This window comes from Cyanothece sp. BG0011 (assembly GCF_003013815.1).
Classification (GTDB): domain Bacteria; phylum Cyanobacteriota; class Cyanobacteriia; order Cyanobacteriales; family Microcystaceae; genus Crocosphaera.
The window spans coordinates 17,543-37,689 of the sequence record NZ_PRLH01000147.1; the positions used below are offsets into that span (position 1 = coordinate 17,543).

Here is a 20,147-nt window from a genome sequence, read left to right on the forward strand (position 1 = left end):
ATTTCTGTTATAACCAATAAGAAGTAGTGTTGTGATGAAGGGAAAGAAGATGACAGGACAAGACCTACACCAATTATTGTACAGTAAATGGGGAAGATCCTACGATATGCAACTAAGAAAGGTTAAAGGTAAGATTTTTTGTCAAGTGATGTGGAAGTATCTTGAACAAGCATCTTTCCCGATGACAGAACAAGAATACTTTGAACATTTGAATGCGATCGCAAACTACCTAACCGCTTGGGGAAGTCAACAACAAATTATTAATTATTTAGAAACCACAAATGAACGTCCCCGTCTCGGAAAAGCAGTAAGTATTCCCCTCGACTTAGGGGAAAAAAGTTCAGAATGGATTTTAGATGAGTAATTCTATGTTACCCTCTATAAAAATGAATTGAATAATCTAGTTTTATGGAAGTTTTTACGATTTTTTTGTCGAGTTTAATCACCATTCTTTCCCCTATCGGGTTTGTGGTGGATACGGTAGTGGCGAATCGATTACGATCGCAAGTTTCGAGTGTAGAGGAGTTAGCCGTTAGGATTGATAATACCCCCAGTTATCAAGCGGTATCAGGAAAAATTGATCGGGTACGCATTGCTAGTCGTGGCATAGAGATTATTGACAATTTAAGAATAGATACTTTTGATTTAGAAACCGATCCCATTGACATTAATATTAATAAAGTTCAAGAATTAGCAGGAATTAAAAGTATCCAATCTTCTCTCAATAAACCCTTTCAAGGGGCTTTTCGTCTGGTTATAGAAGAAGATGATCTCAATTCAGCCTTAAAAGCTTATAGTATTAGAGAACAATTACAAGGGTTAATTGACACTATTTTACCTCCCGAAGCCCCTCGCTTTAAAATTTTAAAATTACAGATTAATTTTATGACAGAAAATCGCCTAGCTTTAGAAATTGAATTAGAACAAGAAGGTGCAGAAGGAGAAGACCCCACGAAGTTAGATATTTCAGCACAAGTTGCTTTTGCCATAGAACAAGGAAAAAAGATTAAATTAACCGATCTAACGGCGATTATTAATGATAGAAAACTCTCTTCACGATTTGCTAATATAATATTGGCAGGGATTAGTGAGCGATTAACCCTAGATATTTTCGCCGATCAAGGATTTTTCGTGAGAATTTTAAACGTCAATCTTAACGACGAAACCCTCGATATTGCTGCCTTTTTTCGCCTGAGTCCATCGGAAGAATAATTAAAGATTAATGATTAATTATTAATTCTTAATCATCCCACCAGGAACTGTTATCTACGCTAGAATCGTCGTGAAGATAAAAAACAGTTAAGAGGAAAATAATATGCAAGATAATAATCATCAAAAAGGTTCCTCTATTGGCTTTATTGCGGGAATTATCGCAGCCATGCTAACCACTGGAACCGTAGTTACTTGGTGGGCCGTTCATACGTTAACTAATTCGACTGATACCCCCACCCCCACAGAAAGTCCGGTGAGTCAACCGGCTGAAACTGAACAACGAGGACAAGTTTACTGGTTGGATGCCACCGGCGATCGCTTAAAATTAGAGGAGACTCCTTTAACCCTAGAAAAGTCTCTAACAGACCAACAAGTGTTAGAAACTGCCATGAAAGACTTATTATCGGGTCCTGAGGGGTCTGAAAATGACACCACCATTCCCTCAGAAACCAAGCTATTAAGCCTTAAATTAGACGACAAAGGAGTTCATCTTAATCTCTCCTCAGAATTTACCACCGGCGGCGGTAGTGCATCCATGATGGGACGGTTAGCGCAACTATTGTACACTGCCACCAGTTTAGATGAGAACGCTAAAGTCTGGTTATCTATTGACGGCGAACCCTTAGAAGTATTAGGGGGAGAGGGGTTAATGATAGAACAACCCATGACTCGTCAGTGGTTTGACGAGAATTTTGAGTTATAAACGGAACTTAAGCGAATCTTTTGTTAGAATCCTAGTGATTTATTTATTTGGGTTTTAATACTGTCTAAAACAGTTATGATCATGTCATTAAATCGTGTATTTCGTGGGTTGGGAGTGTTTCCAGTTTCTCTGGGTTTATTGCTGTTTACAGTGCCTGTAAAAGCCGGTAATTGGAACCAGTTTAGTGTGTGTATTACTCAACTAGAAAAGTTTGATGTCTCAGGGGACGATGCGTCGATTGCTTGTTCTGATGCATTGATTCCTAAAGAATTATCAGAATGTGTCAGTATTATAGCAAATGCAACTCCTATCAATGGAAATGACTCCGTAAGAGCTTGTTTCCAAGTCAGACGGCCTATTGATTTAGGAAACTGTGTTGCTGATATTTATAATGCGCTTCCTAATTTAGCCGTCGTCGACCCAGAAACGGATACGGAAGAAATCAATTTATTAACATTATTAAATTCCTGTCGAACCAGTTTACGGCCGGGTTTTTATTCTGAATGTGTCATTGCGACTGCTAGGGAAGTCAGTGATATGAGTCCCGTTAGAGCGATGGATATCTGTCTCTCTGCACAAGATTTTCCTCGCAGTTTGTTTCCTGCGTATAATGAATAATTGTTATATTACACATAACAAATATGGTAGGGGTCAACGGCCGTTGACCCCTACTTTCTGTTAATTATTAACGGCTAACTATGAAATTTGTATTAACTGCTATTAGTGGTTTATTAATGGGCTTGACAACGGCTCCTTTTTCTGCTTTTTATTTGGCTTGGATCGCGTTAATTCCTTTATGGTTGTTGACTGTATCTAATAACAAAAGTTACTATCAAAAAAAGTCACTATTCAGCAATATTATTGTTAATAAAAAAACAGCGATCGCTTTTGTTTGGGGATTCGCTTATCATGGATTCGGTTTATTTTGGATCACGGGTATTCATCCCATGACTTGGATGGGAGTGCCTTGGCTATTTAGTTTATTAATTGCCCTTTTTTGTTGGTTATTTATTACCATTTGGGGAGCAATATTAGTGACAGTTTGGTCAATCATTTTTCGTTTGTTTATGGGGACAAAGGGGACAATAATTAAAAATAATATTTTACAAGCTATTATAAGGGTAATTTTTGGGGTAGCGATTTGGTGTTTATTAGAATTATTGTGGAATCAAGGTGCATTATGGTGGACTTCTTTATCTTATACTCAAAGTCCTAATAATTTAATCATTTTACAACTAACAAAGTTATCAGGTTATTCTACTGTTACTGCTGCTATTGTAGGTATTAATGGGTTATTGGCAGAGTCTATTTTAATTTATTATCAAAATAAAAAACAATATTTTTTATTAATTTTTACTTCTTTGATAGGAATTACTGCGTTACATCTAGGGGGACTTTATTTATATATGCAACCCTTAATGAATAATGTCGATCAAGCCATCAATGTGGGCATTATTCAAGGGAATATTCCTAATACTATAAAACTCTATCCCGAAGGATGGAAAAAGGCCATTGAAGGCTATACAAAAGGCTATAAAAAACTCAGTAATCAAAAGGTTGACTTAATCATTACACCTGAAACAGCTTTACCCTTTGATCTGGATTATATTGTTAATAATAGTTCCTTTTATTCGGCTATTTTAGATCAGCAAGTTCCCGTAATTCTGGGAGCATTTGGGAGTAACAATACCAGTTATACCAATAGTCTATTCATGATAGATGAAACAGGAAAAATAATGAGTCGTTTTGATAAAGTAAAATTAGTTCCCCTTGGGGAATATATTCCGTTTGAGGATATTTTAGGAAAACTAATTGATAGATTATCTCCCTTAGATAGTCATTTAGTAGCAGGAAATACCGAGCAAAAATTTAAGACACCTTTTGGTCAAGCAATCACAGGAATTTGTTATGAATCTGCATTTAGTGAACATTTTCGCCGTCAAGCAAAAGCCGGTGGACAGTTTATCATTACGGCTTCTAATAATGCCCATTATAGTGAAATTATGCCCGCACAACATCACGCACAAGATGTTATTCGCGCTGTTGAAACTGATAGATGGATGGCAAGGGCAACTAATACTGGTTATTCTGCTATTGTTAACCCAAAAGGGGACACTTTATGGATATCAGATATCAATACTTATGAGTTACATCAAGGGGTTATTTACCCTAGAAATACCAAAACTTTATATGTAAAATGGGGTGACTGGTTAACCCTTGGTTTAGGTATTGTTGCAGGGATATTATGGTTAACAAAGTTAGTTTTATGATAATCATTCCTGAAGATTGGGAATACTAATTATAAGTGTACTTATGATGATGAATTATGAAACTAAAACGAATAGCTTGGGGTTTAGGAATAACCACGGTTACCACTGCTGGTTTAGTGGGACTTATTTCCCTAGTAAACTTACCCTATCCTATGATACGTCGTCCCGTCTCAAAAGTTGCCCCACTGTTATTATTACCCAGTTATATTGAAATGGATCATCACTATCGAGAAGCGATCGCCCATGTTGAACAAGCGGATCAACTGATTCATCATGTTTCTAGTTTTGATGATATCAAATTAGGGGAAGAAAAGGTTAAATTAGCACAAGAAAATTTAGATAAATTGCCTGTTTGGTTCATTGGTTATGAACCCAAAAGATATTGTCAAATGTTTAGTTGCAGTTGGCAGTTTACCATTGATGAATTTGAAGCGGCTAGAAAGAAAATAGGCAGAATGGAAGCAATTATTTTTCAACAAAAAAATGCTTTTAATACCTATCAACAAGCAGAAACTAATTTACAACAAGCTAAACAAAACTATCAACAAGCTACTCAACTAAAAGAAAAACAAACCATTGTTACCAGTTGGCAGCAATCTTTAGATGAATTACAACAGTTACCCCCTCAAACCTTTGCAGCTACTTTAGTTAGTTCAAAATTAGATAGTTATCAAAGAGACTTTCAAGCTGTCACAGGAACCATAACAGCAAAAGAAAGAACAAATACAATGATAAGCGCAGCGAAAAACTTTTCTTTATCAGCCACAAAACTCTGTGAAAATCCCCCCCATTCGGTGGATAAATGGGAAGAATGTCAACAACTTTGGCAAAAAGCCATTACTCGTTTAGAAACCATTTCTCAAGATGATCTAGGGTATTTAGAAACTCAAGCTTTATTAGCAGAATATGAAACCAATTCTAGTCTAGTCAAACTACAGAGTAAAGCCGAAAAAGAATCAGTTGAAGCCTTAGAAATGGCTAAAAAAGATATCCAAAGTTTACAAGAACAATTTGCCGATGGAGTTGAACCCAATGAACGAAAACTATTTATCACTAAAATGCAAGGAAATATGGAAAAATTGAAACAAGTTAAAACAGGAACCACTGCTTATAATGAAGCACAACAATTATTATCATTAGCCGAAGCTAAACTAAAAGAAGCCACACAGTAAATTAAAGAAAATGATTGAAAAAAAAGCAAACTTGGTTAACAATAGGTAAGTGAGTTTTATGATTATTATTGATGTCTAACCCTCAAACCAGCCAAACTCAAACCTACCACGCCATATTAGACGCATTAAACCATCTTGTTGATGTGGTGGCAAAACTGCGATCGCCTGACGGGGGATGTCCCTGGGATCTCGCCCAAACCCCTCAAACTTTGATACCCTATGTCATAGAAGAAGCCTATGAAGTGGTTCATGCCATTAGAAGCGAGGATCAAGAGGCTATTGTAGAAGAGTTAGGGGACTTATTATTACAAGTGGTATTACAAGCACAAATAGCCCAAGATTACGGTTATTTTAGTTTACAAGAAGTCGCCGAAGGTATCACCGAAAAATTGATCCGTCGTCATCCTCATGTGTTTGGAAATGTAGCGGTAGAAAATAGCGAAGAAGTGCGTGAAAATTGGGAGAAAATTAAAGCAGAAGAGAAAGGAGAAACCCCAGAAATGGCTCAATTATTGAGTCGGAAACTAGAAAGATATAATCGAAGTTTACCCCCTTTAATGGCCAGTAGTAAAATCTCAGTTAAAGCAGCAAAAGCAGGGTTTGAATGGAAAACAGTAGACGGGGTTTGGGAAAAATTCAATGAAGAATTAACGGAGTTTAAAGAATCATTAGAAACCGATAATAAAGCTCATCAACAATCAGAATTAGGGGATTTATTATTTACTATTATTAATATTGCAAGATGGTATGGTTTGGATGCTTCAGAAGCTTTAGCAGGAACCAATGAAAGGTTTATTCAACGACTGTCTACAATGGAAAAATTTGCCGATCGCTCTTTAACGGATTATTCCATAGAAGAATTAGAAAAGCTTTGGCAACAAGCTAAAAAACAACTGAAGCAGTAAACCGATAGCTGACTGACTCGAAACAGGTTATAATTTAAAAAGAAACTCAACTTATTTCTATGACCATCGATCAAGAAAAAGAACAATCTAACTCAGTCTCAAGCCAGAAAAATAATGTCTTGAAAGCGATTTGGGAAAATGTACAAATTCTAGGCATTGCTATTATATTAGCCGTTATTATTCGCACTTTTATCGCTGAACCCAGATACATTCCTTCTGAGTCGATGTATCCCACCTTAGCAACCGGCGATCGCTTGGTTGTTGAAAAAGTTTCTTATTATTTTCATCCTCCTAAACCAGGGGATATTATTGTTTTTGAACCTCCCATGCAACTACAACTGCAAGGTTATCAAAGAAGCCAAGCATTTATTAAAAGAATTGTGGCTAGGGGTGGCGAAACAGTTGGGGTTCAAGATGGCATCGTTTATATCAATAATCAACCCGTTGATGAAGATTATATCTTAGAATCTCCCCACTATAATTTACAAACCGTAGAAGTTCCCGAAGGCTATTTATTTGTCATGGGAGACAATCGAAATAATAGTAATGATTCCCATGTTTGGGGCTTTTTGCCTGAAAAAAACGTCATTGGCCATGCTGTTTTTCGCTTCTTTCCTTGGCAACGTATTGGTAGTATTTTAAGCACAATAATTTAATAATGAAATCACCATTAAAACGTAGAAAATTTATAGGATTTACATCAGCTTTATTAGGCAGCTTAATTTTAAAAGCTTGTGGAAATAACAATAATTCAACTTCAACAAATCCAGAAGTTTCTCCCTCTCCAAACCAAGAAAAAGAAACAACAGAAAGCCAGAATCCTCTTAAGATAGCTATTGTTTTACCTGGTATTATAACGGATAAAGCTTGGAATCAAACCGGTTACGAAGGTGTTAAGTTAACCGAAGAAAAATTAGGGGCAGAAATAGCCTATGTTGAGCAAGTTTCCCAAGCTGATCAAGCAGAAACCCTCGCCGATTTTGCCCGACGGGGTTATAATTTAGTCTATGCTCATGGGGGACAATTTGACGCAGCCATTCAACAGGTTGCCCCTCAATTTCCGGACACCTTTTTTATCGGCGTTAATGGGGCAGTAGAAGGGGAAAATATAGCTTCTTTACGCATCGATCATCTACAAGGAAGTTATCTCTGTGGAATGTTAGGGGCAATGATGACAAACAGCAATCAAATGGCCTATCTTACCGCCCAATCTTTTCAAGCAACGGATGAAGAATTAAGGGGGTTTGAATTAGGGGCAAAATCTGTTAATCCTGACATTACAATTACCTCTACCTATACAGGAGATTGGAATGACGCAGCCCAGGCAAAAGAAGCCACTTTAGCCTTAATTTCTTCCGGGGCCGATGTGGTTTATCAATGGTTAGATAATGCTTCTCCTGCTGTCTTGCAAACAGCACAAGAAAAGGGCGTTTATGCCTTTGGAAATACCGTTGATCAGTTAAAGATTGCCCCCGAAGCTGTATTAACTACTCCCATTAAACGGTTAGATTTAGCCATTAATTATTTAGCAGAATTAGCTGATAAAAACGAATTAGAAGGTAAAGTTTATAGTTTAGGTTTGGATTATCCTGAGATTTTATATTTAGGAGAATTTAACGAAGTTGTGACCGATAAGATGATTACTGAAATCAATAATGTTAAAGAAGAAATTGTTACTAAAAAAATAACCTTTGAACCTTGCGAAGAAGATGGAAAAACAACCCTTTGTGTTAATAACACTGTTTCTTAACTAAGATATGGTTGAATTACGTTTAAAAAACATTACAAAAAAATTTGGCTCATTGACTGCCAATGATAATATTTCTCTAACAATTAATCAAGGAACCATTCATGCTATTTTAGGGGAAAATGGCGCGGGAAAAACCACATTGATGAATATTTTATCAGGGTTATATGATCCCGATAGAGGAGAAATTTATATTAATAATAAGCTTGTTCATATTAACTCTTCTAAAAGTGCGATTGATCTAGGAATTGGCATGATTCATCAACATTTTATGTTAGTTCCTCAATTATCTGTGTTAGAAAATATTATTTTAGGGACAAAAGGAAAATATACACTTAAATTAAAACAAAAAAGATTAGAAATTCAACAATTAATTGATGATTATAAACTAGAAATTGACTTAGATGCGAAAGTAGAAAATATTTCCGTGGGAATGCAGCAGAGAGTGGAAATATTAAAAGTCTTATATAGAGGGGCGAAACTGTTAATTTTAGACGAACCCACTGCCGTATTAACCCCTGGTGAAATAGAAAATTTCTTTAATATTTTACGTCAATTTGTGAATCAAGGAAATACGATTATTTTTATTAGTCATAAATTAGAAGAAGTAATTAAGTTGTGTGATGTTGTCACTATTTTAAGAAGAGGAAAAGTTATTAATACTTTTGAAAATAAAAATCTTAGTCCTCAAAAATTAGCTACTATGATGATCGGTGAACATACAAAAACTAATTTAACTAAGCCAAGATTATCTTATACCGAAACTATCTTAAAAGTTGATAATTTACTGGTGAAAAATATTCATAATATTTCTTTTGAGATAAAAGCAGGAGAAATCTTAGGAATAGCAGGAGTTGATGGCAACGGGCAACAAGAATTAGTCTCAGTAATTATGGGATTTATTAAACCTAAAAAGGGTAAAATTAAATATAAAGATATTGATATTACTAACTGGACAACAGAAGATATTATTAAACAATTATCTATCGGTTATATTCCTGAAGATAGAAAAACAATCGGGTTAGTTTCTTCTTTAAGTATTGGAAACAACTTGATTTTAAAACAATATTATACTTATCCTTTTAATCAATGGGGAATTCTCCAAAAAAAAGCCATTCAAACGGTAGAAAATAAAGCCATTACTAACTTTGATATTCGAGGAGTTGAACCCAATATTACCGTAGGAAAACTATCAGGAGGAAACCAACAAAAAATTATTTTAGCCCGTGAATTAGCCAATCATCCCCAGTTAATTATTGCGATGCAACCCACCAGGGGACTCGATATTGCCGCCACGGAATATATACAACAACAATTATTGAAAGCAAGGGAAAATGGGGCAGCTATTTTATATATTTCCACCGAATTAGAAGAAGTGAGAAAAATGAGCGATCGCTTGGCTATTATTTACCGAGGAAAATTTATGGATATTATTAATCCGAATACTGATCTCGAAAAAATAGGGTTATTAATGATGGGAATGACACCTGAATAAAAAGATAGGAGTTAACGGCCGTTAACCCCTACCATACAATTAGGTATATTGACTATAAAAATTACATCGTACCGCCGAGAAATTCCTCAATTTCTTTGTCTTTTAAATAACAACTATAATCGGTATTAGACGCGCCATTAGCGACTAACTCCTTTTGTTTTACTTTATCTTCTTGTAAGGTTTGAACCTGTTGTTCTAACGCATCAATTCTATCTAATAATAAACGAATCACCTTCGCTTCAGAATCCGGTAAGTTCCCATGTTCTAGAGGGTTAACTCTCACCCCAGACTGATAAACAATACGCCCAGGAATACCCACAACGGTACAATCAGAGGGAACGTCCCGTAATACCACAGAACCCGCCCCAATCCTAACATTATTACCAATATTAAGGTTGCCGAGAACTTTCGCCCCTGCACCTACCACCACGTTTTTACCCAGAGTCGGATGACGTTTACCGCTTTCTTTACCAGTCCCCCCAAGGGTGACACCCTGATAAATCAAACTGTAGTCACCAACTTCGGCGGTTTCCCCGATAACCACCCCCATCCCGTGGTCAATAAATACACCAGTACCTACTTTTGCCCCTGGGTGAATTTCGATTCCAGTGAGAAATCTGCCAATATGGGAGATTAAACGAGGAAAGAAAGGGATTTTTAGGTTATAGATGCGATGGGCGATACGATGCAGCATAATGGCTTGTAACCCAGGATAGCAGAAGAGAACCTCCAACCAATTACGGGCTGCCGGGTCACGGTCAAAAATAATACGAAAATCGGCAATGATGGATGATAACACCAAACTGAATTTCCTGACTTAAAATTGCGTCTTATACCTATTTTATCATTGGAAGCGGTTGACGGTTCACCCATTCGGTTGATTTAATGGTTGATACTATTGAGGGATATTTGTCAAGAAAAATAAAGTTGAAGATTTTTTTGATTAAGGGAATTATTTATTAGTAATTTTATGAGTTCTTTGGCTACATGGTAAACAACAGGAATAGGAACTGAATTTCCAAACTGTTTTTTTGCAATGCTATCTTTGTGATGATATTCAAACCAATCTGGAAATCCTTGTAATTGACGGCAATGTTTAGCCATTATCGGCTGAAATTTTTGAGGTTTATAAATTTTTTGAAGAAATTTCTGTTTATAGTCTTCTGGGTTATCAGCATTAATAGAAACTGTTGCAAAGAAATCCCTTGCGCCGGTAGCTGTTAAAGTTCCAATGGTCTCAGAATTAGGTAAGAAAATGCGATAAACACCGTTAATTCCTGAGTTATTTTTTGAATTTACAAACTCATACTTATTATTGATGATACGTAAAATATTTTTATCAACTAATTTAGTTAAATCAGATTCTTTCAATTGAGGGATTAACTCTTTTAAATCCTCAATTGATAAAGGATTACCGTCTTTTATCCCATATTTCTTACTTCTTCTATATTTTAATAAAGTTAAACATATTATTTTTTCTTTTTTGGTTGTTTTAATTAAGTCCCAAGAATGAAGGGTTGTATGACCATTTCTTAAGTCTGAAAACGTAAAAAAGTCATTCAATTCATCATTTTTCTGAAATCGATTACGAGACGGGGGAATATTACCATTAAATAGAATATCTGGATTTAATTTTACTTTTTCAACGACTTTACAATTTTTGAGTTCATCGAAAACATCTAATAGTCTAATATGAACTTTTAACGGTTTCGGAAATTGATAATCGTAACAGTTTTCTTGATCTTTTCTAATCCCTACAATAAAAACTCTTTCACGATTTTGAGGAACACCAAAATCATAAGAATTGATGACTTTCCACTTCACAACATAATTAATAGTTTCAAATTGATTTACTAAATAGTCTAATTTATCTTTATTTTTTCCTGTTGTTAATCCCTTAACATTTTCAAATATAAAAGCTTTTGGTTGATAGTTTTTAACCAATCTAATTACATCAAACCATAGTTTGCCCCTCGGATCATTAAACCCCTTTAATTTTCCGGCAACAGACCAAGGTTGACAAGGAACTCCCCCACAAATAGATCAACATTTTTTGGTAACTCATGAATTTTAGAAATATCCCCTAAATTGAGTTCTTGGGCATTATAATAACTAATAAAATTTTGTTGATAAACCTTAATAGCTTCTTTATCAATTTCTGAATAACCTAAACATTTTCCTCCTAATTTTTCTAAAGGAATACGAAACCCTCCAATCCCTGCAAAAAAATCAATAAAGGTAAATTGTGTTTTAACAAAACTTAATTCTAAGGGTTTAGAAGTGTTGAATAATTCTAATTGTTGACTCTCACTCTGACTGGTGATTTTTTCTTGGTTTATTGTCCCCATCGTCTCATTAATTTATTCTGCAAAATAATTCAATTATACTATTTTCTTGACTTATTATATCTATTAGTTTTATACGGTGGGCAAAGTTGTCTACATTATAAGTCGTTTAAACAAGTCTCTAATTTGCCCACCCTACCCTCTTTTGCCTTACATAATTACCACCCTAAATCCGTATATAAACTAATCGTTATAGACTCACTTCCTGCAGGAATCGCACTAATACAAGCACAAATAGGTTCACCATCTTCTAACTCTACCTCACAAGCATGACAAGACCCCATTAAACAACCTGTCGGAATCGTAATTCCTGCCCTTTTTGCTACTTCTAACATAGGTTCTCCTGGTTGGGCTTCTATGGTAATATCATCAGGTAAAAATCGCACTTGAACTGTCATAAAAGATTCCTCAAATGATTAGTTATTTAGCAAGGGTGTTAAGTCTATATATTCTTCTACGAGATCAGCTAACTGATTCAAAACAACTTCTCTTTGTTCTCGATAATTAGGAATTCCTGTGGGTAAAGAGGACAAACCTCGGCGATTTCTGAGATAATTTAACCAAGTTCTTCGCCAAGCCCCATTATCAAAAATACCATGTAAATAACAACCCCAAACCGATTGATTATCATTAACAATTCCTAAAGTAGCATCTTCAAATAAAGCATGAATGGTGGTTCGGACGGGTTGGGTTAGCTCTTTAGGTAGACGGCTAATACCTTGATGAATTTCATAACCCGCAATGGGAAATCCAGGATAAGGATAAACTGAACAAGTTTGACGTTGACGGACAATTTTTTCAGGGGTGATCACTGTTTCAATAGGTAACAATTTTAGCCCTGGATAAGAAACACTGTCACCTTCTAATTGATCGGGATCAAACACCATCTCTCCTAACATTTGAAACCCACCACAAATCCCTAAAACAATTCCTCCGGCTACCACATAATCTTGTAATTTTTTAGCCATACCACTTTTATTTAAGGCAATTAAATCATTAATGGTGGTTTTTGAGCCAGGTAGAATCACTGCGTCCGGATACCCTAAATGATCTTCTAACTCTAAATAATTAATCGACACCGTTTTCTCAGCATCCAAGGGTTCAAAATCCGTAAAATTAGCAATATGAGGTAATCTTAAAACAGAGATATTAATCTCTTGTTTTCCTTTTCTGCGTCGTTCTAATAAATCTAAAGAATCCTCCGCCGAAAAAGCAATATTGTGCCACGGAATTACCCCTAAAACCGGAATTTCGGTATAATTTTCTAACCATTCGATCCCCGAATCCAAAAGCGATCGCTGGCCTCGAAACTTATTAATCACAATACCTTTTATTAACGCCCGTTCCGAGGGATCTAATAATTGCAGAGTCCCCACCACATGAGCAAAGGCCCCACCGCGATCGATATCCACCACTAATAGAGTGGGTGCATTGAGATATTTAGCCACCCTCATATTAGTTAAATCTCGATGTTTGAGATTAATTTCTGCTGGACTTCCGGCACCTTCACAAACCACAAAATCGTATTCGACGGCTAAACGTTCGAGGGATTGAACAATCGCATCCCAACCCTGATCAAAATACTGTTTATAATAGTCCGTTGCGGTGGTCATTCCTATTGCTTTACCCCCTAAAATAACCTGGGAAGTCATATTACCTTGAGGTTTGAGGAGGATAGGATTCATTTCTATTCTGGGGTGAATCCCTGCAGCCCAAGCTTGTACGGCTTGAGCATAACCAATTTCTCCCCCACTCGCAGTAACATAGGCATTTAATGCCATATTTTGCCCTTTGAAAGGGGTCACGTGCCAACCCTGACGGGCTAAAATACGACAAATTGCGGTCGTAATAAAGGATTTTCCGGCGTGGGAAGTTGTCCCCACTACCATCATGGCTTTCATTAAATCTTATTCCCTATAATCAGTGAACAGTTATCAATAACCAGTTATTAGTTAGACAGGAAGACTAAACCAACGAATCAAGCGATTAACCAGTCTTTCCCACCAACTCGGTTGAGGTAAATAACCTTTTTGACTGTTCCATTTGTCTACAATTTGTCTTCCTAAGGGAGTTAAACGAAAACTATCGGTTATTCCTTGTCCGTCCACTTCTCGCCTTAATAATCCTACCTGAATTAACCACATTAATTCTCTTTCGACTCGTTGTTCTGATAAAAATTTGAGGGTATAGCCTTCTTTTACTCCTGTTTCCCCTGCAATATAGGGCAAGGGAACGCTTTTAGCCTTCATAGCGGCAAATAAACTCAATTGAAACGGAGCGCAGCATAACGCCCGTTCTGCACGGGTTATACTTCGGTCTGTATAAGCAAGATTCAAGGTTTGGGTTGAGGCTTTCATATTAATGGTTCGGTTAGGATACAACCAAGAGTAAGGGTGATCATAGATGAAGGTATTTCCATTATGAAAGGTTTTCTTCTGTCATGTAAAGTTTTATGATCGAAAATGATAACAATTAATTTGAGAATGAAACGTTATGGCTTTAGCTGTTGGAACCGTTGCACCAGACTTTACCACCGTTGATGATGAAGGTAATACCGTCTCTTTATCGGATTATAAGGGTAAAGTCGTCGTTTTATACTTCTATCCTAAAGATGATACCCCAGGTTGCACCAAAGAAGCCCAAAGCTTCCGCGATAACTATCAACAATATCAGGATAAAGATATGGTTGTCTTTGGCGTTAGCATGGATGACCAAGCTTCTCATAAAGCATTTAAAGAAAAGTATGGTCTTCCTTTTCAATTATTAGTCGATAAAGATGGCAAGTTAACCAAAGCGTATGATGTCGAGGGGGGTGGTTATTCTAAGCGTGTCACCTACATTATCAACGCAGAGGGTAAAATTAGCTATGTTGATGAAAAAGTAAAAACTGATAGCCATGCACAAGATATTTTAGGCGTTGCTGGCTAATTTTTACCAAGGCTGTTGCCTTGGAGGGAACGGGCAAGGGTGCTCCCCCTCACAAAAGGGGGAGTTAGAGGGGGTGGCAAGGGTTCTCCCCCTCACAAAAGGGGGAGTTAGAGGGGGTGGCAAGGGTGTGTTTTATCCTATTCCCTATTCCCTTGAACTTAATTTTTCCTCATCAGATGATGGGGAATTTTTTATGGCGATGGTTTCCCTGTTCCTTTGAATAAATCACTTTTAGGACTTGCTATAATCAACTTTAACCTTATTTGAATCGTTCTGAGGAGTTCTAATCAGATGAAAAAACTAATCTTTGCTTTACCTGTTTTATTGGGTGTTGTGGGAATGCCATCTACAAGTATAGCCCACACCATGTTTACTAATTATTTAATGAACGATCAATTAGAATTTCAAACCACTTATAGTACCGATGAAGTCGCTGAAAATGCTGAAGTTTATGTTTACGCCCCTAATAATTTTGATGAACCTTGGTTAGAGTCGAGAACTGATGAAGAAGGCCGTTTTTCTTTTCTTCCGGATACTTCCATTCCTGGAGACTGGGAAGTCCAAATTATTGATGAAGGCCACGGAGAAGTGATTATTGTTCCTGTCACTGAAGATGGAGTTGATTACGAAAATATTAGCTATAAATTAAAACAAGATTTACATTATAGCTCGACTCCGATGTCTCCTTTACACAGTCTATTAATTACTGCGGGTGTGGGTGGCTTTTGGTTAGTTGTGTTACGTAAAAATTAATTTGAAATTTTGACGGCAAAAGGGAACAACTGACTCTTGCCTTTTGCCCCTTGCCTAATTACTTGAGCTTAAGGAGCTTGTAAAATTAAATAAAATATGAGATAATAGCTGTTTGTGTGTAAATCTAAATTAATTCAATAAGTTGCTAAATTAAGCTATGGCCAGTAAAAAAGGGGTTCGACTAATTATTACCCTAGAATGTACAGAATGTCGGACAAACACCGACAAGCGATCGCCTGGAGTTAACCGCTATACCACCAGCAAAAACCGTCGGAATACCACAGGACGAATAGAACTCAAAAAGTTCTGTCCTCACTGCAACACCCACACGGTTCATAAAGAAATTAAATAGTTGGATAGCATAAAATAAGGAAAAAGTCAAGTATGAGTTACTATCGCAAACGATTATCTCCCATTCCCCCTAAACAACCGATCGATTATAAAGACACAGAATTGCTGAGGAAATTTATCACCGAACGGGGTAAAATCCTACCAAGACGCATTACAGGGTTAACCGCCAAACAACAAAGAGCTTTAACCTCTGCGGTGAAACGGGCGAGATTTTTAGCCTTATTGCCCTTTGTTAACAAAGAAGCTTAACCTGATCTCTAATGTTGGGTATTCGGGGTTAGCATGGTATCAAAACTTAACCCCTAAACTCCCAATGTAACCCCGGAAACCTTATCTCAAAACAGGGGACTATAGAATGGTTAAAGAAAATGTTAGCAAGTAAGGCAGAAAGCGGGTGGAAAAAGGCAAATTAGTTGAATTTAGAGTCAATGGAGAACCCCGTCTAGGGGTGGTTGATCGTCCAGAAGGTAAAAAAGATTGGCTGGTTCTTGATAGTGAAGGACATTCCCATAAACTACGACCCCAAAGAATAGATTACGAAGTTCCAGGAGGACCCTACAGTAGTAGTGAAATTCCTCAATTTCTCCAAGAAATTCAAGACTATCTTGACCCCTCTAGTTTAGAAGTCGCGTGGGAATTACTAATTGAAGAGGGAGAAGCCGTAACACCAGCAGATATGGCAAGCTTCCTCTATTCAGAGCAAACGGCACAGTTATGTTATGCAGCCCATCGCTTATTATCAGAAGATAAAATATACTTTAAGAAAAAAGGGGACAAATACGAACCCCGTTCCCCCAGTCAAGTCGAAGAAATTAAACATCAACTCGAAGTCGAAAAACAACGTCAACAAGAAAAAGAAATCTTTTTTGAACATATTCAACAAGCTCTGGCCGGGGAAACGGTAGAATGGAGTCAGAGCGATCGCACTCGGTTAGACTTATTAGAGAAGTTGGTCTTACAACCAGAGCAAAATCATCGCAACGCTCAAGACTTACTCAAAGAACTGGGAGAAAAAACCACCCCTGAGGCTGCTTTTGACCTATTGGTAGCCTTAAAATGGTGGAGTCCCAACGAAAACCTTTTCTTAAAGCGAAGCTCTTACCCTCTCAATTTTCCTCAAAAGGTATTAGATGTGGCCTCTTCTTACTTACAAACTTTGCCCCCCGACCCCGACGGCGATCGCCTTGACTTGACCCATCTAAAAGTCTATACCATTGACGATGAAAGTACGGAAGAAATTGACGACGGTTTGAGTGTCGAGTATTTAGACGACGATAGAGTCAAACTATGGATACATATCGCTGATCCCACCCGTTTAGTCACCCCAGGAGACGAATTAGATTTAGAAGCGAGAAAACGCAGCACCACATTATATCTACCCACAGGGATGATCTCCATGTTTCCCATGGAGTTGGCCACAGGACCCATGAGTTTACGTCAAGGTCAACTTTGTGCGGCTTTGAGTTTTGGAGTGGTTTTAGATAGTCAAGGGGGTGTCTTAGATTACTCCATTCATGCAAGTCTCATCAAACCCACCTATCGCCTTACCTACCACGATGTCGATGAAATGTTACAGTTAGGCATCACTGCCGAGTCAGAATTAGCCGTATTAGCAGACGCAGCCAAAAAACGACATCAATGGCGACAGTCTCAAGGGTCCATCACCATCAAAATGCCAGAAGCTATTATTAAGGTGAAGTCCGAAGAAGAAATTATCATCGAATTGTTAGAAACCTCTACTTCCCGTCAATTAGTAGCAGAGATGATGATTTTAGCTGGAGAAGTAGCAGGGACTTACTGTCGAGAAAATGGCATTCCTGTTCCCTTTCGCGGCCAACCTCAGCCAGAATTACCCTCAGACGAAGAATTATTATTACTCCCGGCCGGTCCAGTCAGGGCTTGCGCTTTACGCCGTTGTATGCCTCGCAGTGAGATGGGAACCCTACCCAGTCGTCACGCCAGTTTAGGATTAGATAATTATACTCAGGTAACGTCCCCAATTCGTCGTTATACAGATTTATTAACCCATTTCCAACTAAAAGCCCATTTGAGAGGGGATGAGTTGCCCTTTCCCTTGGATGTGATGCAACAAATTTTATACAGTGTTACCCTATCGGCCCAAGAAGCGTCTTTTGTCGAACGACAAACCAACCGTTATTGGGGGTTAGAATTTTTGCGTCGTAATTCTGATCAAGTGTGGCAAGGATTGGTTTTGCGCTGGTTAAGAGAAGATGAAGGCTTGGGGGTGATCCTTTTAGAAGAATTAGGGTTAGAATTACCTCATCGCTTTGAGCGATCGGTCTCTTTAGGCGATCGCCTGAATGTACAAGTCAGTCGCGCTGATCCCCACCGCGATGAAATTCGTTTTCGTGAAATGCTCGAACACGAAACCATGATTAATAATTAAGAAGTTGATTCTTTAATAATTACAATGGGTGAAAATTGCCTTTTTACTCCTCAACAAATTGTTTATTTAACTCATCAGTCTCATCGTCTTTATTGTGAAGTGATTCAAGTAGTCGAATCTCGTCAACTGTGTTGGGTTCGTCCCTTATGTTTAGTAGACATGGCTGAAGAAAGAGAAATTTATCCTCAATTTTTTGCTCCTAAATTATTAATAGATGTCCGATCAACTTCTGATTTATTATATCCGATTGTTCTGTTTCAAGCTGCTTTAGATATAGAGGTAATCCCTTTATTAAGTCAGTTACACAGTCCAGATGATTCAATTAATTATAATCCGATAGCTAAAGAAAAATTACATCAATTTATTACTAAAGTTTGGCAAGAATACCCTGAACTTTTTATGAATTAAAATTGATTGTTTATGATTCTGCGCTAGGAGGTTTAGTACAGTGTTTAAGCGTCCTTATACTAATTATGGAGTGGCTTAAATTTTCTCATTTTTTTGATTATTAACATAAGAATGATCATTTAATTCAGGAATATCTGACGTATCAATGGCAGAATCAGGAATATTTTGAATTTCTTTAAGTCGTTTCGGCGAGATACTCATAATATACCGTTACGCGAAAGTCAAAAGGCAAAAGTACATATTCTATATATTCTGATTTTAAAATTATACATAAGTTATCCATTTGGGCGAACACCATCGCTAACACCCCTCTATTACAATAATCTGTAAACTTTAATCTTTAAGGAGAATCATGTTTGTGAGTTTAGAAAAACTGCTGATAGCGGTTTTATTGGTATTGTAGCAACAGAAGGAGAAACTTTTACTGATATTATTGTTCAGTCAGCAGGTTTTCGTGCTTTTGGTCAAGCTGAATCATTTGTTGCTGATAACTTTGCTTCTGTAGAAGCTGTTCCCGAACCTTTAACTATTTTAGGTGCCGGAACTGCGATCGCTTTTGGTAGTACATTTAAGCGCAAACTTGTCAAAAATAATAAGAAAAACTAAATTAGAGAATATTGCTCTATTATCGTTAATAATAAAGATAGTCTCCTGATTCATATCTAGGGGACTTTTTAAACATTGAGGAATAACGATAAATGGCAAAAGTAACAGAAAACGATCTCAAAAGATTAGAAGGCTTACTGATGAATCGTTTTGATCAATTAGAAGAAGGACAAAGGGTTTTAGAGAATCGATTAAATGCTTTTGAAAGAGGACAAGGCACAATTAAAGAAGAGATTGAACCCGTTATAACAGGACAAAATCAACTCAAAGAAAATATTAAAAACTTGGAATCAATACAAACTGAATTGAAAAAAGAAATTAAAGAAGTAATTAACAAAATTACGATAGAAAAAACAGAACTTCAAGGAGATAGTAAAACCATTAATGCCAAACTAGATGGAGTCAGCGATCGCCTAAAAATGATTGAAACAGCCATAGCCAAAATTCCTGATCTGGCTGAAAAAGTAGGAGAATTAAAATATTGGAGACAAGTCGTTTATATCCTATTAACCGCTACGATTAGCGGTTTTGTGGGCTGGTTAATTGGTGCAGGCAATCTTAATCCTTAAGCTATTTGTTAAAGGCAGTTTATGAATTGCTTTTACAAAAATCTTACATCAAGGATTAGGAAAAAAAGCAATTTTAGCAACTGCACCTAACAAAGTTAAAAATAAGAAAAAACAACTTCTGACTTCTGACTTCCTACTTCTGACTTCGAGCGAAGCGATAACTTTCAGGATAGATATAGATAATGATGGCATTGTCAATCAGAATGTAGAATTTAGAATGTAGAATTTAGAATTACCTCCACCTCAAGTTGGAGGCTTGAAACAAGGAAAACTCTT

Annotated in this window: 21 protein-coding genes and 3 pseudogenes; 18 read left to right on the forward strand and 6 right to left on the reverse strand. The window is 36.9% G+C overall.

Going from position 1 to position 20,147, the window contains the following annotated elements; all coding sequences use genetic code 11:
- The first annotated feature begins 49 nt into the window (after nucleotides 1-49).
- The 10 genes from C4E06_RS19220 to C4E06_RS19265 all read left to right on the forward strand — a co-directional run bounded on the left by C4E06_RS19220 (nucleotide 50) and on the right by C4E06_RS19265 (nucleotide 9,504).
- On the forward strand, nucleotides 50-364 hold the full coding sequence (locus tag C4E06_RS19220; RefSeq protein ID WP_107669811.1) for a DUF3067 family protein: 315 nt from the start codon (nucleotides 50-52) through the stop codon (nucleotides 362-364).
- A gap of 44 nt (nucleotides 365-408) precedes the next feature.
- A complete protein-coding gene (locus C4E06_RS19225; protein ID WP_107669813.1) occupies nucleotides 409-1,212 on the forward strand; it encodes a DUF2993 domain-containing protein in 804 nt (267 codons plus the stop codon).
- A gap of 103 nt (nucleotides 1,213-1,315) precedes the next feature.
- Nucleotides 1,316-1,915 (forward strand): GerMN domain-containing protein, encoded by a 600-nt coding sequence (locus C4E06_RS19230; RefSeq protein WP_107669815.1) that lies wholly within the window; start codon nucleotides 1,316-1,318, stop codon nucleotides 1,913-1,915.
- 75 nt (nucleotides 1,916-1,990) lie between these two features.
- On the forward strand, nucleotides 1,991-2,533 hold the full coding sequence (locus C4E06_RS19235) for a hypothetical protein (protein ID WP_107669817.1): 543 nt from the start codon (nucleotides 1,991-1,993) through the stop codon (nucleotides 2,531-2,533).
- Nucleotides 2,534-2,613: 80 nt separating this feature from the next.
- On the forward strand, nucleotides 2,614-4,185 hold the full coding sequence (gene lnt, locus C4E06_RS19240; protein ID WP_107669819.1) for an apolipoprotein N-acyltransferase: 1,572 nt from the start codon (nucleotides 2,614-2,616) through the stop codon (nucleotides 4,183-4,185).
- A gap of 56 nt (nucleotides 4,186-4,241) precedes the next feature.
- A complete protein-coding gene (locus tag C4E06_RS19245) occupies nucleotides 4,242-5,357 on the forward strand; it encodes a hypothetical protein (RefSeq protein WP_107669820.1) in 1,116 nt (371 codons plus the stop codon).
- Nucleotides 5,358-5,428: 71 nt separating this feature from the next.
- Nucleotides 5,429-6,262 carry a nucleoside triphosphate pyrophosphohydrolase gene (gene mazG / locus C4E06_RS19250; protein WP_107669822.1) on the forward strand — a complete coding sequence of 278 codons (834 nt, stop codon included), beginning with the start codon at nucleotides 5,429-5,431 and terminating at the stop codon, nucleotides 6,260-6,262.
- A gap of 59 nt (nucleotides 6,263-6,321) precedes the next feature.
- Nucleotides 6,322-6,918: a signal peptidase I gene (lepB, locus tag C4E06_RS19255; protein WP_107669824.1), complete on the forward strand. Its 597-nt coding sequence runs from the start codon at nucleotides 6,322-6,324 to the stop codon at nucleotides 6,916-6,918.
- A 2-nt stretch (nucleotides 6,919-6,920) separates the two neighbouring features.
- Nucleotides 6,921-8,012, forward strand: a complete 1,092-nt coding sequence (locus tag C4E06_RS19260) for a BMP family protein (protein WP_107669826.1) — start codon at nucleotides 6,921-6,923, stop codon at nucleotides 8,010-8,012.
- 7 nt (nucleotides 8,013-8,019) lie between these two features.
- A complete protein-coding gene (locus C4E06_RS19265) occupies nucleotides 8,020-9,504 on the forward strand; it encodes an ABC transporter ATP-binding protein (protein ID WP_107669828.1) in 1,485 nt (494 codons plus the stop codon).
- 61 nt (nucleotides 9,505-9,565) lie between these two features.
- Here C4E06_RS19265 and cysE read toward each other — a convergent pair whose 3' ends face one another.
- The 5 genes and pseudogenes from cysE to C4E06_RS19290 form a co-directional block, all read right to left on the reverse strand.
- The gene (gene cysE / locus C4E06_RS19270) at nucleotides 9,566-10,303 is read right to left on the reverse strand and encodes a serine O-acetyltransferase (RefSeq protein ID WP_107669830.1); all 738 of its coding nucleotides are present in this window, start codon (nucleotides 10,301-10,303) and stop codon (nucleotides 9,566-9,568) included.
- A 113-nt stretch (nucleotides 10,304-10,416) separates the two neighbouring features.
- Nucleotides 10,417-11,852 (reverse strand): annotated as a pseudogene (locus C4E06_RS19275) (DNA cytosine methyltransferase).
- A gap of 155 nt (nucleotides 11,853-12,007) precedes the next feature.
- Nucleotides 12,008-12,247 carry a 2Fe-2S iron-sulfur cluster-binding protein gene (locus tag C4E06_RS19280; RefSeq protein WP_087591321.1) on the reverse strand — a complete coding sequence of 80 codons (240 nt, stop codon included), beginning with the start codon at nucleotides 12,245-12,247 and terminating at the stop codon, nucleotides 12,008-12,010.
- An 18-nt stretch (nucleotides 12,248-12,265) separates the two neighbouring features.
- The gene (gene cobQ, locus C4E06_RS19285) at nucleotides 12,266-13,750 is read right to left on the reverse strand and encodes a cobyric acid synthase CobQ (protein ID WP_107669832.1); all 1,485 of its coding nucleotides are present in this window, start codon (nucleotides 13,748-13,750) and stop codon (nucleotides 12,266-12,268) included.
- A gap of 51 nt (nucleotides 13,751-13,801) precedes the next feature.
- Nucleotides 13,802-14,206 carry an Npun_F0494 family protein gene (locus C4E06_RS19290; protein WP_107669855.1) on the reverse strand — a complete coding sequence of 135 codons (405 nt, stop codon included), beginning with the start codon at nucleotides 14,204-14,206 and terminating at the stop codon, nucleotides 13,802-13,804.
- 136 nt (nucleotides 14,207-14,342) lie between these two features.
- Here C4E06_RS19290 and C4E06_RS19295 point away from each other — a divergent pair, with 136 nt between their 5' ends.
- The 6 genes from C4E06_RS19295 to C4E06_RS19325 all read left to right on the forward strand — a co-directional run bounded on the left by C4E06_RS19295 (nucleotide 14,343) and on the right by C4E06_RS19325 (nucleotide 18,696).
- A complete protein-coding gene (locus C4E06_RS19295; RefSeq protein WP_107669839.1) occupies nucleotides 14,343-14,777 on the forward strand; it encodes a peroxiredoxin in 435 nt (144 codons plus the stop codon).
- A 291-nt stretch (nucleotides 14,778-15,068) separates the two neighbouring features.
- Nucleotides 15,069-15,530, forward strand: a complete 462-nt coding sequence (locus tag C4E06_RS19305) for a hypothetical protein (protein ID WP_107669843.1) — start codon at nucleotides 15,069-15,071, stop codon at nucleotides 15,528-15,530.
- A 157-nt stretch (nucleotides 15,531-15,687) separates the two neighbouring features.
- Nucleotides 15,688-15,882: a 50S ribosomal protein L33 gene (gene rpmG, locus C4E06_RS19310; RefSeq protein ID WP_087591032.1), complete on the forward strand. Its 195-nt coding sequence runs from the start codon at nucleotides 15,688-15,690 to the stop codon at nucleotides 15,880-15,882.
- A 32-nt stretch (nucleotides 15,883-15,914) separates the two neighbouring features.
- On the forward strand, nucleotides 15,915-16,130 hold the full coding sequence (gene rpsR / locus C4E06_RS19315) for a 30S ribosomal protein S18 (RefSeq protein ID WP_009545480.1): 216 nt from the start codon (nucleotides 15,915-15,917) through the stop codon (nucleotides 16,128-16,130).
- Between the two features lie 145 nt (nucleotides 16,131-16,275).
- Nucleotides 16,276-18,288 (forward strand): ribonuclease catalytic domain-containing protein, encoded by a 2,013-nt coding sequence (locus tag C4E06_RS19320; RefSeq protein ID WP_107669845.1) that lies wholly within the window; start codon nucleotides 16,276-16,278, stop codon nucleotides 18,286-18,288.
- 24 nt (nucleotides 18,289-18,312) lie between these two features.
- A complete protein-coding gene (locus C4E06_RS19325; protein ID WP_107669847.1) occupies nucleotides 18,313-18,696 on the forward strand; it encodes a hypothetical protein in 384 nt (127 codons plus the stop codon).
- A 111-nt stretch (nucleotides 18,697-18,807) separates the two neighbouring features.
- Here the strand turns inward: C4E06_RS19325 and C4E06_RS29270 are convergent.
- Nucleotides 18,808-18,897, reverse strand: a pseudogene (locus tag C4E06_RS29270) (3-oxoacyl-ACP synthase); the annotation flags it as partial.
- Between the two features lie 300 nt (nucleotides 18,898-19,197).
- On the opposite strand from C4E06_RS29270, the pseudogene C4E06_RS28900 reads away from it, so the two are divergent.
- Together C4E06_RS28900 and C4E06_RS19340 are read left to right on the forward strand one after the other, a co-directional pair.
- Nucleotides 19,198-19,302: pseudogene (locus tag C4E06_RS28900) on the forward strand (PEP-CTERM sorting domain-containing protein); the annotation flags it as partial.
- 92 nt (nucleotides 19,303-19,394) lie between these two features.
- Nucleotides 19,395-19,871, forward strand: coding sequence for a hypothetical protein (locus tag C4E06_RS19340; RefSeq protein WP_107669849.1), 477 nt, complete (start codon nucleotides 19,395-19,397; stop codon nucleotides 19,869-19,871).
- Nucleotides 19,872-20,147 lie beyond the last annotated feature (276 nt).

Excerpts from the sequence above, each read along its gene's own strand:
- C4E06_RS19260 (WP_107669826.1), top strand. The coding sequence starts at position 6,921 with ATGAAATCACCATTAAAACGTAGAAAATTTATAGGATTTACATCAGCT.
- C4E06_RS19220 (WP_107669811.1), top strand. The coding sequence starts at position 50 with ATGACAGGACAAGACCTACACCAATTATTGTACAGTAAATGGGGAAGA.
- C4E06_RS19235 (WP_107669817.1), top strand. The coding sequence starts at position 1,991 with ATGATCATGTCATTAAATCGTGTATTTCGTGGGTTGGGAGTGTTTCCA.
- C4E06_RS19290 (WP_107669855.1), bottom strand. The coding sequence starts at position 14,206 with ATGAAAGCCTCAACCCAAACCTTGAATCTTGCTTATACAGACCGAAGT.
- C4E06_RS19265 (WP_107669828.1), top strand. The coding sequence starts at position 8,020 with ATGGTTGAATTACGTTTAAAAAACATTACAAAAAAATTTGGCTCATTG.
- cobQ (WP_107669832.1), bottom strand. The coding sequence starts at position 13,750 with ATGAAAGCCATGATGGTAGTGGGGACAACTTCCCACGCCGGAAAATCC.
- C4E06_RS19280 (WP_087591321.1), bottom strand. The coding sequence starts at position 12,247 with ATGACAGTTCAAGTGCGATTTTTACCTGATGATATTACCATAGAAGCC.
- C4E06_RS19225 (WP_107669813.1), top strand. The coding sequence starts at position 409 with ATGGAAGTTTTTACGATTTTTTTGTCGAGTTTAATCACCATTCTTTCC.
- C4E06_RS19245 (WP_107669820.1), top strand. The coding sequence starts at position 4,242 with ATGAAACTAAAACGAATAGCTTGGGGTTTAGGAATAACCACGGTTACC.
- C4E06_RS19305 (WP_107669843.1), top strand. The coding sequence starts at position 15,069 with ATGAAAAAACTAATCTTTGCTTTACCTGTTTTATTGGGTGTTGTGGGA.
- rpsR (WP_009545480.1), top strand. The coding sequence starts at position 15,915 with ATGAGTTACTATCGCAAACGATTATCTCCCATTCCCCCTAAACAACCG.
- C4E06_RS19230 (WP_107669815.1), top strand. The coding sequence starts at position 1,316 with ATGCAAGATAATAATCATCAAAAAGGTTCCTCTATTGGCTTTATTGCG.
- C4E06_RS19295 (WP_107669839.1), top strand. The coding sequence starts at position 14,343 with ATGGCTTTAGCTGTTGGAACCGTTGCACCAGACTTTACCACCGTTGAT.
- C4E06_RS19340 (WP_107669849.1), top strand. The coding sequence starts at position 19,395 with ATGGCAAAAGTAACAGAAAACGATCTCAAAAGATTAGAAGGCTTACTG.
- mazG (WP_107669822.1), top strand. The coding sequence starts at position 5,429 with ATGTCTAACCCTCAAACCAGCCAAACTCAAACCTACCACGCCATATTA.
- lnt (WP_107669819.1), top strand. The coding sequence starts at position 2,614 with ATGAAATTTGTATTAACTGCTATTAGTGGTTTATTAATGGGCTTGACA.
- lepB (WP_107669824.1), top strand. The coding sequence starts at position 6,322 with ATGACCATCGATCAAGAAAAAGAACAATCTAACTCAGTCTCAAGCCAG.
- rpmG (WP_087591032.1), top strand. The coding sequence starts at position 15,688 with ATGGCCAGTAAAAAAGGGGTTCGACTAATTATTACCCTAGAATGTACA.
- C4E06_RS19325 (WP_107669847.1), top strand. The coding sequence starts at position 18,313 with ATGGGTGAAAATTGCCTTTTTACTCCTCAACAAATTGTTTATTTAACT.